The sequence below is a fragment of the Mangrovimonas sp. TPBH4 genome (assembly GCF_001280505.1).
GTDB lineage: Bacteria > Bacteroidota > Bacteroidia > Flavobacteriales > Flavobacteriaceae > Mangrovimonas_A.
This window is the reverse complement of sequence record NZ_LBIO01000057.1, coordinates 93,154-108,082: the sequence shown is the minus strand read 5'-3', so window position 1 is coordinate 108,082 and position 14,929 is coordinate 93,154. Positions and strand designations below refer to the sequence as shown.

The following is a 14,929-nucleotide window of genomic DNA, read 5'->3' as shown; positions in this document are numbered from 1 at the left end:
AACATCCTCCCTATGGTACGTCTTTTAAATCTGGAACTACAAAAATTATTATTGAACAGGGTAAGTAAAGTATTGATCTTTATCTCATTTATTTTGCCTTTTACAGTATTGATTTTATCCTCTATAAAAATTAATTTCTTCAACCTATTCACCTTGGAATTGGGAGAATTGGGAGTCTTTAATTTTCCCATCATTTGGCACATTACCACATTTTTTGCTTCACAGTTCAAGTTCTTTTTTGCTATTGTGGTAGTAAGCATGATTGGCAATGAGTACAGCAACAAAACCTTAAAGCAAAACCTAATTGATGGCCTAAGTAAAAAGGAATTTATTCTGTCTAAATTCTACACCATTGTGTTTTTCTCTTTGGTCGCAACCCTATTAATTGGCTTGGCTGCGTTTTGCATAGGCATGTATTATTCCAGCTATAAGGAAGCAGCCATTATCTTTAGGGAAACCAACTTCTTAGTGGCTTATTTTGTAAAATTGGTTGGCTTTTTCAGCTTGTGTCTCTTTTTTGGAATGCTAGTAAAACGGTCTGCCTTTGCTTTGGCCTTCCTGTTTGTTCTTTATATTTTGGAATGGATTGTATTTGGTATACTTGTTTGGCAAACAAATGCTGAACTTGCAGAAAAAATCCAAAATTTCTTCCCGCTGAAATCCATGTATAAACTCATTGACCAACCTTTTCAACGGATCATGATGACCAAATTTCCGGAAAAAATGGATTTGGCATATGACTACGCCGTTCATTGGTATGAAATTGTAATTGTTTTAGGTTGGACAGCCATATTTGTCATTTTATCCTACAAATTATTAAAAAGTCGAGATTTATAATATATTTGATAGCCAGCGCTATTTAAATGAATTATAAATTAATTTTTCCAATACTTTCCCTCTGCTGTATTGTAAATGTGTTTTCGCAAAACGAAGCCTCCAATTGGTACTTTGGGCAAAATGCGGGCTTACATTTTAATGGCACAACGGGAGGTGTAACACCTTTAACAGACGGGCAACTGAACACTTTGGAAGGCTGCACATCCATTTCAGATCCCGATGGCAACTTAATGTTTTATTCGGATGGAAGAACTGTGTGGAACGCTGCCCACCAACCCATGGCAAATGCCAATGAACTTTTAGGAACAGGACTTAAAGGTGATGATTCCAGCACCTCTTCTGGGTTGATAGTCCCTAAACCACAAGATCCCAATTCCTATTATATTTTTACGGTCGATGAGCCACATCATTTCAATTCCTCTGCATTTCCCAACAATGAAGATGGTGACGGTGTAAATGATGGCTTAATGTATTCTTTGGTAGACATGTCTTTAAATGGTGGGCTTGGTGATGTAGACCCATTTGAGAAAAACATACAATTGATCACCTACGATACCACAGACCCCGATGAAGTAGATTTTAAATGTTCTGAAAAAATAACTGCCGTAAAAGCAGATGACTGCTCTTCGTTTTGGGTCATCACCCATTTTACGGATAGTTTTTATGCTTTTAAGGTAGATATTAATGGTGTAGACACGACTCCTGTAGTATCGGTTGTGGGGCCTGAAGTGCCTGTATCTGGCTATCGCAGAAACGGATTAGGATACCTCAAAGCTTCTCCTGACGGTTCAAAACTAGCTGCCGCCCACCATGGGTTTGCCACAGAATTGGCTGGTGAATCTGGAGGCGGAATTTATTTATTTGATTTCAACAACGAAACTGGAGAGGTTACCAATTCCTTAGAACTCTATTCCCCCATCAATAACAATAGCCCTTACGGCCTGGAATTCTCGTCCCAAAACACAAAATTATACGGTACCGTTAGTCAAGGAATTGATGGCGCAGGTGCAAGTCAGGTTATTCAATGGAACCTTGACGCCAATGACATCCCGAATTCACAGGTAGTAATTCATTCCTCCGGACAAATGGCTTCTGGAGCCTTACAATTGGGAATCGATAAAAAGATTTATCGAGCTCAGGTTAATTTTTCCAATATCAATGGCTCTGGACAATATTTGGGAATTATCCATAATCCAGAAGCCAGCGGGGCAGCCGCTAACTATGATGAAACGGGTATTTTTCTTGACGTCAACGGTGGCTTTCAAAATATAAGTCGAATAGGATTACCTCCATTTATTCAATCCTTATTTAATACTGAAATTGATATCATCCAAAACGGAATTAGCACCACACAACTTATGCTTTGTGACGGTGACACCTATACCCTAACTGCTGACGATATTTTAGGAGCGACCTACAATTGGACCAAGGATGGACAAAGCCTAGCCGAAAGCACCTATCAATTGTTGGTGGACACCCCAGGTTTTTACGAAGTATACATAGACCCCAATAATGGAGAGTGCCCTATAGTTGGGGAAGCCGCAGTAAGTTATATTCCATACCCTGAAGCATTTCAACCAGAAGACATTATTGCTTGTGACCTCACCACAAGTTCAACTTTTGATTTTACAACTCTGGATAATTCTATCCTAGGCACTCAAAACCCGAATAATGTTAGTGTCCACTACTTCACATCTATAGAGGATGCCGATAATAACGCAAATGAAATTGAATTCCCCTTCATAAACACAGAAAATCCACAGGAAATTTATGTTCGGGTACAGAGTACAGTAAACTCCAATTGCTACGTGACTACCACATTTTTTGTTGAAGTTTTTATTTCCCCTACCATCGATACACTTGACGATATAACGGTCTGCGATGAAGATTTTATTTCAAATCCATTGGATGGCATTACTTCAATCGACCTTTCAAATCTTTATGGCAGCATTTATGGCAATCAAGATCCATTGCTTTATAGCATCTCATTTCACACCTCACAACAGGATTCAGAAGGAAATAACTCTCCATTACCAACCAACTATACAAATTCTACAGCCTTTGAACAGGAGATTTTTGTTAGAATAGAAAACAACCTTATTTCTGACTGTTATGATACAGATTCTTTTGTTCTTACTGTGAACCCTGCACCTATAGCCAATGAAACAACCTTATTACAATGTGATGAAGATGGTACCCCGGAAGGGTTTACAATATTTAATCTCACCGAAGCCGATGAGGCCATTACTGGAGGTGAAACCAATAGAATGGTAGAGTATTTTCTTTCGGAAGAGGAGGCTTCTACAGGCAGTCAGGCATTGGACCCAAATGAATTTCACAACTTCCACAACCCCCAAACCCTTTTTGTCAAGGTTACAAACCTAAACACTAGTTGCATTAATACGACTACCTTAACTTTGGAAGTTAGCACCACATCTGCCAATGATACAACTTTGGAAGCCTGTGACGATGATGGGATAGAAGATGGCCTTTATTTATTTAATTTGGATGATGCCCAAGATGCCATTTTAAATGCATTGCCTCCCAATTTAGTGTTGGAATACTACGAAACTTATGAAGATGCCCTTTTGGAGATTAATGCGCTCTCCAACAATTTCACCAATTCTATTCCCTATTCCCAAACCGTATATGCTCGTGTTGAAGACAGCAATGATTGCTATGGGATTTCGGAGATTTTGCTGAATGTTTTAGAGCTTCCAAATGTAGAAACCGAAGCCGATGCCTATTATTGTACAAATCTGTTCCCCGAAACACTTACCTTAACTGGAGGCGTTATTGATGATCTTCCCAACAATTACTATTACAATTGGTCTACAGGAGAAACAACTACCACCATTGAGGTGGACTCTCCTGGCACCTATACCGTAAGGGTTACTAATACTTTAGGTTGTTTCAAAGACCGAACCATTACAGTATTCCCTTCCAATTCTGCTACAATTGAATCGATTGAAGTCATAGATGCATCAGAAAATAATACTATTACTGTATTTGTTACCGGCGATGGGGAGTATGAATATGCATTGGATGATATTGATGGTCCCTATCAAGACAGTCCAACCTTCACCAATGTGGAGGCAGGATTCCATACCGTTTACGTTCGCGATAAAAATGGCTGTGGCGTGACAGAACAAATAGTTTCTGTTATTGGATTTCCAAAATTCTTCACACCAAACGGAGATGGTTACAACGACTTTTGGCAAGTAAGGGGTATTAGTAAACAATTTCAACCGAATAGTGTCATCTACATTTTTGACCGTTATGGAAAACTACTTAAAGAACTTGACCCATTAAGTCCTGGTTGGGATGGCACTCTAAATGGAAAACTGCTCCCGGCAAGTGATTATTGGTTCTCGGTAACCTTAAACGATGGCAGAAAATTCACAAGTCACTTTGCCCTAAAACGATGATCATATATTTCTTAAATTGCTAAATAAAATCAATTAATGAAAAGCAATCAACCATTCAACTTCCTTCTATTCTTTTGCTTTACCATATATACATTTGGACAGGATATTTCCTTGTACCAGCAATTTAATGGACGTTATGACTATACGGCTATTGGCAATACGATGAATCTCATGGAAAATGGAGAAGACCTGCCCTGTGAAATCCTTACCGCTTCTTCTGCTACTTTAAATTTAAACTCGAATCAAAATATTGTAGCCGCATATTTGTACTGGGCAGGAAGTGGACCTGGGGATTTTGAAATTAAATTGAATGATCTTGATGTTAGCTCTGAACGGGAGTTTTCAGATGCTTTAGATGAAAATCGCGTTTTCTTTGCTGCCTTTGCTGATGTTACTTCTGTTGTTCAAAACATTGGTTCAGGAATCTATACTATATCAGAGCTTGATGTCTCAGCAGAAATCCCAACATACTGTCCTTCAAGCACAAACTTTGCTGGTTGGGCTATTACAATTATTTATCAAGATGATAATCTACCCCTCAACCAACTTAATGTCTATGACGGACTCCAAAGTGTTCCAGAAATGCTCACTATTACTTTGGACAATTTAAACGTTTTTGACAATGAAGATGCCAAAATAGGGTTTATCGCCTGGGAGGGGGATGCCTCTTTAGCAGTAGAAGAACAATTGACCATCAATGGAAACGTGATTGGCAACCCACCACTCAACCCTACCAACAATGCTTTTAACGGTACCAACAGTTTTACAGGTTCTTCTGCTTTATACAATATGGATATTGATTTTTATAACATTCAAAATAACATTGCTATAGGTGATACTACTGCTACCATCCAGCTTACCTCAGGGCAAGATTATGTAATGATCAACAACGTTATTACAGTTTTAAATAGTCAGCTTCCGGATGCCACCATTACTCTTGACACCTATACTTTAGAATGTGATGACAGAGCTGTTGAGATAAACTATACGGTTTTTAACACCAACTGTACAGACTACCTCCCCGCTAATACGCCCATTGCTTTTTATGCCAGTGCCGTTTTAGTTGGTCAAAATGCAACTTTAAATGACATCCCAATCGATGGCTCAGAATCCAATACCATAACTGTAATGATTCCTGAAAGTGTTGGAGATGATTTTACCTTAACCTTATCTGTTGATGATATAGGTTCTGGCACAGGAACAATTACGGAAATCAATGAGGATAACAACACAGAAGATACAGCTATCGAATTACTGGTTACACCTCCCTTGGAGGTATTGGATGAAACCCTAGCTTGCGACCAAGGCTTTGACACCGCAATTTTTGATTTGAACACTATTTTAGAAAGCTTACTTCCTAACTCCGGCACTCCTTCATTTTATATATCCCTAGAAGACATGGAAATTAATGAAAATGAAATTTTTAACCCTACTGATTACGCCAATACTAGCAGTCCCCAAACTATTTATGCAAAGGTTGAATCTGATCCCTGTTATAACATCTACAGTTTTGATCTCATTGTTGAAAATTGTCCCCCTTTTGTTCCCGAAGGCTTCTCACCAAATACAGATGGCTTAAACGATTGGTTTAACATTCAAGGGCTGTATGATATTTTTGAAGCTCATAAACTAAAAATATTCAACAGATATGGGGTTTTAATTTTTGAAGGCGACAATGCAACTCCTTGGAAAGGCAGGTCTAACAGGGGCTTAAATAATAATGGAAATCTCATGCCTGTTGGGACTTACTACTACATATTGGATTTAAACGACCCCAACTATAAAGATATTGTTGGATGGGTTTATGTTAATTATTGAAAATCCCAAGCAGCATTTAGTCGCATTTTTTTGCACTTCATCTAATTTTCAGTACTTTTGTCAGCTAAATAACTAGCTTGAAATTTATTACATGTCCCAACTAACGTGCATAATGTAGAGAGCTTTAACCCCTTGTCATGAAAGCATTCAAAATATCCTTCCTAATATTTGCCTGCCTTTTATGTAATCCAATATTTTCCCAGCAAATCTCCGTTGACACTTCATACTCAGCACAGGAACTTATTGAAGACATATTGGTGCAAGGCTGTGTTGAAATTTCTAATGTTACTTCTGGGGTAAACGGGAGCGGGAATGGATACAACAGTTTTGGATATTTTGAAAAAGCTGGTTCTAACTTCCCTTTTGACAATGGAATTATTTTGTCTACTGGAAATGCTACTTCTGCGGGAAACACACCTATCTCGGATATTTTAAATGAAGGGGAACCCGATTGGGGACCAGACTCTGATTTGGAAAATGCCTTAGGTATTAGTGGAACCGTGAATGCTACTTCTATCGAGTTTGATATCGTATCCATTTCCAACGAAATACAGTTCAATTATATTTTGGCATCAGAGGAGTATTTTGGGAATTTTCCCTGTCAATATTCCGATGGATTTGCTTTCCTAATTAAAGAAACAGGAACCCCTGGACCTTACACAAACATTGCGGTGATCCCAGGAACAACAATCCCCGTAAACACCAATACCATCCACGACGAAATTGCAGGCTTTTGCCCTCCTGAAAATGAAGAATATTTTGCGGGATATAGTCTAGGAGATACCAATTTTAATGGAAGAACCACTGTTATGACAGCAACCGCTGCCATTACTCCAAATGTACAATACCACGTTAAATTGGTAATAGCAGACCAAACTGATGAAAACTACGATTCGGCTGTTTTTGTAGCTGGTAACAGTTTTAATACTAACGTTGATTTGGGAATTGACCTTACAACATGTGCCTCTTCTGTGACCTTAGATGCAGACATCCAAAACCCTTTGGCTGTCTATTCTTGGTATTTAGACAATTCCTTGATTTCCGGAGAAACCCAACCAACTCTCGACGTAACTGAGTCCGGAACTTACAAAGTGGTCATTGAAATCCCTATTGCCGATACTACCTGTACGATCGAAGATAGTGTAGTGATCAACTTAAGCTCTACACAAACTGCAACGCCCATAGCCGATTACGAAATTTGTGATGACCCAAGTAATAATGGCCTTGAGACCTTTGATTTGGTAACTATGAACGCTGTGGTTTTAGCTTCCGTCCCCGCTTCCAATTATGACATATCCTATCATTACTCACAAGCGGACGCCAACAACAATGTCAACCCTATTAACTCACCAATCCAAAACACCTCCAACCCCCAGGATATTTATGTGAGAATTGAAGATATTGACAATGGATGTTTAGCTTACAGTAGCTTTAACCTTGTTGTCAATCCATTACCTATTATTACGGATCCTACAGATCTTTTGGTTTGTGATGATAATAGTCCGGATGGTTTCACAATGATTGACCTCACAGAAAAAAACGACGAAATCACTTCTGGCCAAAGCAATTTAATTGTAAGCTATCATTACTCACAATCTGATGCCGACACGGGTGCCAACCCCATCCCATCACCTTATACCAATACAAATTCCTCAGAGCAACTCTTTGTAAGGGTCATTGATGCTCAAACAGGTTGTGCTACCACTACAACCCTGAACCTTATGGTACAGAGTAATCCCATTATCAATTCGGAAGATTTATATATAGATGCTTGTGATACCGAACACGATGGTTATGCCACTTTCGACCTTAACACCATCATTGACGAGGTCCTTAACGGACTTACCGGAGTGTCTACAACATTCCACGAAACATATGAAGATGCCCTTACAGGTGACAACCCTATTCCAAATCCATCGGACTATGACAATGAGAACTTTGAGGTACAGACGCTCTATATCAGGGTTGTGGATAACATCACGGGCTGCGCTTCCGTAGCTTCTTTTGAAATCCACCCTAATCTATTGCTAACAGGAACCAATATTATAGATTTTTCGGTTTGTGACATTGACAATGACGGAAGCGAAAATTTTGATTTGGAAAATATGGCTGTTACTATCGCAAACGACATTCCAGAGGTAACCATTGCCTTTTATCTTACAGAATCAGATAGAGCCAATCAAATTAATGAACTGGACCAAAATGTTCCTTTCTCCCCAACAGAATACCCTCAAACACTGTACCTGACCATAAGCAGTCCAACCTGTGATGAATATGCAGAAATAGAAATCTATCTTATAGGAATCAATGATTTTGAATCTCCAGGAAATGTAGAATATTGTGACAATGACCAAGATGGTTTCACCTTAATGGACCTGAGTTCTTTTGATGATTTAGTCACGGGAGGCCAATCAGGATATTCAGTAAGTTATTTTGCCTCAGAAGCCGATGCCGAATCCAATATCAATGTTCTTCCTACTCAGTATACCAATACGTCAAATCCACAAACTTTCTATACTAGAATTCGATTTGATGAAACTGGCTGTGCTTCTATCAACTCCTTTCAAGTAACCATATTATCAGCGCCAACTACCAATACACCATCACCTATTAAAATATGCGATGATGATTTGGACGGAATATCTATAGTCGATCTTACTTCAAAAATCCCAGAAGTTCTCCCTGACGTCAATAACCAGACGGTTACTTTTCATAACACTTTTGAAGATGCCGATATGGGAGCTAATCCCATTGCTGAAGAAACTAGCTATACCACAGATACACAAACCTTGTATATCAGAGTTGAAAATGGAGGCAGTGAATGCTATTCCGTAGAACCTTTAGAAATTTATGTCAACACGCTTCCTCAACTATCAGGACCAATAAGCGACTATAAAATCTGTGAGCAGAACAGCGATAACATTGGGGATTTCACATTCATCACTAGAGATGAAGAAATTTTAAATGGCCAAACGGGCAAACAAGTACTGTATTTTACAACACAAACGGACGCCGAAAACCGAACCAACATAATTGATAAAACAATTCCTTATCAAAATACGTTAAATCCGCAGACTATCTATTTTAGAATTGAAAATATTACAGATGAAGATTGTTATATCACTTCTTCGTTCACTATAGAAATAGGGACCAACCCGCAATTCAACAAACCTTTGGACTGGTTTCTTTGCGACGATATTACCAACGATGGTTTTGAAGAATTTGACCTTAATGTGAAAGCTCAAGAAATGACTGATGGTATCAACGAAGATATCGAAGTAACTTTCTACCTAAGCTTAGCGGATGCCGAAAATGAAGAAAACCCTATTCCTTCCAACTACACCAATACAACGAACCCGCAAACCATTTTTGTAAGTCTCAGCAATGGCTCATTCTGTAATTCGACAACCAGTTTTGAAATAAATGTCATTCAAGCCCCAGAAGCCAATCCTGCCGAACCATTAATTGCATGTGATACGGACTTTGACGGTATTGTTACTTTCGATTTAACCCAGGCAGAAGTGGATATTTTGGACGTGAGACAGGAAGATATTGTCATTTCTTATTACGAAACCCTTGACGAGTTGGAAATTCAAGTTAATGAAATCCCGGACCCAACCGCTTACGACAATATCACCAATCCCCAGACTGTTTATTTTAGAATTACCAATACTACCTCTGGTTGTTACTTAGCGATTCCGATTGAATTAATTGTGAACCTCCCCCCTCCAATAAACCAAATAGGCAATATCGAAATCTGTGAAAATGAGGATAATTACTACGACCTCAATGAAGCAAGCAATTTACTCTTGGATGATTTGAATGGCGTTACCATTGATTATTTTGAAACTGCAGCAGATGCAGAAGCCAACACTAATGCAATTTCTACAGATTACACTTACCAATCTTATAACGATATCATTCATGTTCGCGCCGAATATGAAGATACTGGCTGTTTTGCCACTTACTTTTTCGTACTGAGGGTCAAATTACTGCCCAATGCACTTACCCCTCCTGACTTGGTAGATTGTGATGATGATTATGATGGCTTTTTACCATTTGATTTGTCACAGCAGGATGCCTCTATTTTGGGCAATCAAAACCCTTCGGAATTTACTGTTACTTACTATACAAATGAAGCTTCCGCAAATTCAGGTTCTAATGCCCTTCCTTTACCTTCTAATTTACAGGATCAACAGACTGTCTATGCGCGAGTAGAAAACAACGATACTGGCTGCTATAGCCTAACGCAATTTATGGTTTTCATCAATCCAAAACCTATTGTGGACATCCCCGATCAAGCCATCTGTTTGGATAACTTGCCATTAGTTGTTGACGCCAATACATTTATCGAAGGTGACACCTATTTATGGTCTACAGGCGAAACAACCCCTGAAATTGAAATCGATGAAATAGGCATCTACTCTGTTACCGTTACAACTCTAGATGGTTGCAGCACAACCAGTGAATTTACAATTACCGAATCTGAGCAAGCTAATATTGAATTTACTGAAGTTTTGGACTTTTCAGACCCTAACAATGTAACCGTAACCGTAAGTGGCATTGGAAACTATCTCTATCAATGGGATGATGAGGAGCCACAGGAATCCAATGTATTTGAAAATGTCACCTATGGCTACCATACCATCACGGTGATTGATTTGAATGGCTGCTCGGAAGTAACCAAACAAATTGTAGTAGTAGACGCCCCAAAATTTATGACCCCAAATAATGATGGCTTCACAGACACTTGGCACATTGCTGGAATAGAAACACTTCCTGGATCCGTAGTTTATATTTTTGACCGATTTGGCAAACTGCTTAAGCAACTAAATTCAGACTCTGAAGGTTGGGATGGCACCTATAACGGGCATTTAATGCCCGCATCTGATTACTGGTTTGTAGCCAACATCAAACGCGGAGATATCCAGTTTGAAGTCCGAGGGCATTTTGCACTTCGTCGATAGGCGATATAAAAAAATCCACCTGTTAAATTTATGCCAATCATAGCTTTATAGCTTTCATTTCTTTTTGTTAGCGGTGCCCAAACATGTAAATTTGCGCTATGCGTTTCAAAATAAAATCAGAATTTGGTCCTACTGGGGATCAACCTCAAGCCATCAAGCAGTTGGTTGCAGGTATTGAAGGAAGTGACAGATACCAAACCTTACTTGGTGTAACAGGTTCGGGTAAAACTTTTACCGTTGCCAATGTTATTGAGCACGTGCAACGTCCTACCCTAGTCTTGGCACATAACAAAACCTTGGCTGCTCAGTTATATTCTGAGTTCAAACAGTTTTTTCCAGACAATGCTGTTGAGTACTTTGTTTCGTATTACGATTATTACCAACCAGAAGCCTATATTCCCGTTACCGGAGTTTATATAGAAAAGGATCTTTCCATTAATGAGGAAATCGAAAAAATGCGTTTGAGCGCCACCTCCTCCCTACTTTCCGGAAGACGGGACGTTTTGGTAGTCGCCTCGGTTTCCTGTTTATATGGGATTGGAAATCCTGTGGAATTTCAAAAGAATGTCATTTCATTGGAACGGGACCAAATCATTTCCCGTACCAAATTACTCCACATGTTGGTACAAAGTCTGTACTCAAGGACCGAAGCTGAGTTCAACCACGGAAATTTCAGGATAAAAGGAGATACCGTTGATATCTTCCCTAGTTACGACGATCATGCTTTCCGCATTCATTTTTTTGGAGATGAAATCGAAGACATCGAAGCTTTTAATGTGCAAACCAATGAGGTACTTGAAAGATACGACCGCCTTAATATTTATCCTGCCAATATGTTTGTAACGTCACCGGATGTATTGCAGGGTGCCATTAAAAATATCCAAGACGATTTGGTAAAACAGCATGATTACTTTAAGGAAATAGGCAAACATTTAGAAGCCAAACGTCTTAAGGAGCGTACAGAGTTTGACCTTGAAATGATTCGGGAACTGGGATATTGTTCCGGTATTGAGAACTATTCGAGATATTTGGATGGTAGAGACCCCGGAACCCGGCCGTTCTGCCTTTTAGACTATTTCCCAGACGATTATTTAATGGTTGTAGATGAAAGTCACGTGACCATTTCCCAAGTACATGCCATGTATGGAGGTGACCGAAGCAGAAAGGAAAACTTAGTGGAATATGGCTTTAGATTGCCTGCCGCCATGGATAACCGCCCGTTGAAGTTTGAAGAATTTGAAGCCCTTCAAAACCAAGTCATCTATGTAAGTGCCACACCAGCAGATTATGAATTGGAAAAAGCAGGAGGTGTTTATGTGGAACAAGTAATCCGTCCGACGGGATTATTGGACCCAATCATTGAAGTACGACCAAGTTTAAATCAAATTGATGATTTGATAGAAGAAATCCAACAGCGCGTTGAAAAGGACGAACGGACATTGGTGACAACTCTTACCAAGCGTATGGCCGAAGAGTTGACCAAATATTTGGATCGCATTCAAATACGATGTCGCTATATCCATAGTGACGTGGATACTTTAGAACGTGTTGAAATCATGCAGGATTTAAGAAAAGGCTTGTTTGATGTGCTGGTGGGAGTCAACCTCCTTCGTGAAGGTTTGGACCTTCCAGAAGTTTCTTTGGTTGCCATTTTGGATGCTGACAAAGAAGGATTTTTGCGTTCCAACCGGTCGCTCACCCAAACCGTAGGTCGAGCCGCCAGAAATGTAAATGGAAAAGCCATTATGTATGCAGACACCATTACAGGAAGTATGCAAAAAACTATTGACGAGACCAATTACCGCCGCGAAAAACAAATTGCCTACAATACCAAACATAAACTTACCCCAAAACCACTCAACAAAAGCTTGGACAATGCACTGACCAAAAATTCCGTAAGTACTTACAGCTATGAACTCAAAGCTGCCAAGGCTGCCGAACCGGAAAGCGAATACCTGTCCAAAGCGGAATTGGAGAAAAAGATTCGGGATAAAAGAAAGCTTATGGAAGAAGCTGCTAAAGCTCTAGACTTTATGCTAGCTGCGCAGTTTAGGGATGAAATTAAGGCCTATCAAACCAAATTGGATGCCTTAAAAGTATAATACCATTAATTATACTGAATTTTAAAAATATCTATCAGGAAATCTGGAGGGACAATCTTGTTGGGAAAACTCTCCATTAAATCCAACACTTTATTGATGGATTCATGGCTAAGGCCCATTCGCAACCCAAAATTGTGGAGTTTTACCAATTCCTTCCTGGATATTTCATTGTCCAAGTTCATCAAAAGCACCAATCGGTGGAATTGAACAATACGCTCACTGTGTGACTTTAAATGTACGTAAGTGACCGGGTGCTCAAAAAGATAATCGAAGTCCTCTCTAGAAATATCCAATTGCTTGGCTACCCCCAAAAGGAATTTATATTCAATAATCTTAATACTGTCATCTGCTTGAGCAAAAGCAATCATCTCGGAAAGTAAGCTCAATTTTTCAACACGGTTTATCATACCTAAGGGATCTATATTTTACTTCATTTTAAAATTAGGAAGATATTATTTTTAATTATCGTTGATTTATAGTCAGTTATCGAAAAAAAAAATACCGTTCGTCCTCCTTTTTTTACTTTGGTATGCTATCAATCGTCTAAAACACTGAAAAACAGCAATTTACAGAAATTATTCCAAAACGTCGAATGATAAATTGTAAAAATCAAAGTTCGATAAACGGTACTGTAGTTATTTGCCTAACTTTGTAAAGTTCTTATTCCATAATACAGTCATGAAGCATTATCAATGTATCCTAATTTATTTTTTGGCCTTTCTTGGTATGCAAAATACCATGGCACAAAGTACTGCTTCCAAAAATGTAATACATTTCAATATTGAAGCTCCTCCACTGGATACAAGCAAAAAAATATGGGTTTACCTTCCCAATTCTTATTCAAATTCAAAAGAACGTTTTCCCGTAATTTATATGACTGATGGTCAAAATCTATTTGACAATGAAACCTCTTACGTTGGGGAATGGGGCATTGATGAATTTTTGGACGGCCTTTCAGAGAACCAAGCCATTATTGTTGGTATTGAACATGGCAATGACAAACGTATAGATGAGTTAACCCCGCATCCAAACCCCAAATATGGAGGCGGAAACGGAGATTACTACCTCGATTTTGTTATCAACACCCTTAAACCTTATATAGATCAACACTACAAAACCAAAACCGAAGCTCGTTTTACCACATTTTGGGGTTCTTCACTCGGAGGCCTAATGGCATTTTATGCTACCCTAAAATACCCAGACGTCTTTGGAAATGCCGGAGTTTTTTCCCCTTCTTTTTGGTTCAGTGAAAAAATTTACGATTTTGCGAAAGAATCAAAACTTCCAAATACATCACGGTTTTACTTTTTAATTGGCACTGAAGAAAGTGAGACTGGTGTCGCAGACCAAAATAAAATGGTAGTGCTTCTTAAATCGAAAGGTGTTACTGAAGAGAACATAGTAAATAACATTATTGAAGGCGGAAAGCACAATGAGGCCTTTTGGAAATCGCAATTTGCCCAAGCCTACAGTTGGTTAATCAAAAACTAAAATATCATGACAAATAACGATATATTCAAAAAATTGAGAGTTGCCCTAAAACTTAGGGATGAAGAGATTGTGAAAATTATGGAGTTGGTAGACTTTAGAATTTCAAAAAGTGAATTGGGTGCTTTTTTCAGAAAGGAAGACCATCCCAAGTACATGGAATGTGGTGACCAGATATTACGCAATTTTTTAAACGGGTTGGTTATTCATATGCGTGGGCCAATGCCACCAAAAAAGGGGTCTCAACAAAGCAATAATCCTTCAAAGAAACCAACAAAAAACTCCTAAA

The 14,929-nt window shown here is 38.9% G+C and carries 8 protein-coding genes; 7 read left to right on the top strand and 1 reads right to left on the bottom strand.

The window, feature by feature from the left end; all coding sequences use genetic code 11:
- The first annotated feature begins 12 nt into the window (after positions 1-12).
- The 5 genes from ZA05_RS13415 to uvrB all read left to right on the top strand — a co-directional run bounded on the left by ZA05_RS13415 (position 13) and on the right by uvrB (position 13,152).
- Positions 13-837, top strand: a complete 825-nt coding sequence (locus ZA05_RS13415; protein WP_053992202.1) for an ABC transporter permease — start codon at positions 13-15, stop codon at positions 835-837.
- A gap of 26 nt (positions 838-863) precedes the next feature.
- Complete coding sequence (locus tag ZA05_RS13410) at positions 864-4,265, top strand: T9SS type B sorting domain-containing protein (protein WP_053992201.1); 3,402 nt, start codon at positions 864-866, stop codon at positions 4,263-4,265.
- 36 nt (positions 4,266-4,301) lie between these two features.
- Positions 4,302-6,083 (top strand): gliding motility-associated C-terminal domain-containing protein, encoded by a 1,782-nt coding sequence (locus tag ZA05_RS13405; RefSeq protein WP_053992200.1) that lies wholly within the window; start codon positions 4,302-4,304, stop codon positions 6,081-6,083.
- Positions 6,084-6,220: 137 nt separating this feature from the next.
- Entirely contained in the window at positions 6,221-11,050 is a 4,830-nt protein-coding gene (locus ZA05_RS13400; protein WP_053992199.1) for a T9SS type B sorting domain-containing protein, read from the top strand.
- 98 nt (positions 11,051-11,148) lie between these two features.
- Entirely contained in the window at positions 11,149-13,152 is a 2,004-nt protein-coding gene (gene uvrB, locus ZA05_RS13395; RefSeq protein ID WP_053992198.1) for an excinuclease ABC subunit UvrB, read from the top strand.
- Positions 13,153-13,157: 5 nt separating this feature from the next.
- Here uvrB and ZA05_RS13390 read toward each other — a convergent pair whose 3' ends face one another.
- Positions 13,158-13,559 (bottom strand): hypothetical protein, encoded by a 402-nt coding sequence (locus ZA05_RS13390; protein ID WP_053992197.1) that lies wholly within the window; start codon positions 13,557-13,559, stop codon positions 13,158-13,160.
- A gap of 271 nt (positions 13,560-13,830) precedes the next feature.
- On the opposite strand from ZA05_RS13390, the gene ZA05_RS13385 reads away from it, so the two are divergent.
- Both ZA05_RS13385 and ZA05_RS13380 read left to right on the top strand, forming a co-directional pair.
- Positions 13,831-14,643: an alpha/beta hydrolase gene (locus tag ZA05_RS13385; protein ID WP_082333778.1), complete on the top strand. Its 813-nt coding sequence runs from the start codon at positions 13,831-13,833 to the stop codon at positions 14,641-14,643.
- A 6-nt stretch (positions 14,644-14,649) separates the two neighbouring features.
- Positions 14,650-14,928 (top strand): DUF1456 family protein, encoded by a 279-nt coding sequence (locus ZA05_RS13380; RefSeq protein ID WP_053992196.1) that lies wholly within the window; start codon positions 14,650-14,652, stop codon positions 14,926-14,928.
- The last annotated feature ends 1 nt before the right edge of the window (position 14,929 follow it).

Bases quoted from the DNA above. Each gene is read 5' to 3' on its own strand.
- ZA05_RS13415 (WP_053992202.1), top strand. From the start codon at position 13: ATGGTACGTCTTTTAAATCTGGAACTACAAAAATTATTATTGAACAGG.
- ZA05_RS13410 (WP_053992201.1), top strand. From the start codon at position 864: ATGAATTATAAATTAATTTTTCCAATACTTTCCCTCTGCTGTATTGTA.
- ZA05_RS13405 (WP_053992200.1), top strand. From the start codon at position 4,302: ATGAAAAGCAATCAACCATTCAACTTCCTTCTATTCTTTTGCTTTACC.
- ZA05_RS13400 (WP_053992199.1), top strand. From the start codon at position 6,221: ATGAAAGCATTCAAAATATCCTTCCTAATATTTGCCTGCCTTTTATGT.
- uvrB (WP_053992198.1), top strand. From the start codon at position 11,149: ATGCGTTTCAAAATAAAATCAGAATTTGGTCCTACTGGGGATCAACCT.
- ZA05_RS13390 (WP_053992197.1), bottom strand. From the start codon at position 13,559: ATGATAAACCGTGTTGAAAAATTGAGCTTACTTTCCGAGATGATTGCT.
- ZA05_RS13385 (WP_082333778.1), top strand. From the start codon at position 13,831: ATGAAGCATTATCAATGTATCCTAATTTATTTTTTGGCCTTTCTTGGT.
- ZA05_RS13380 (WP_053992196.1), top strand. From the start codon at position 14,650: ATGACAAATAACGATATATTCAAAAAATTGAGAGTTGCCCTAAAACTT.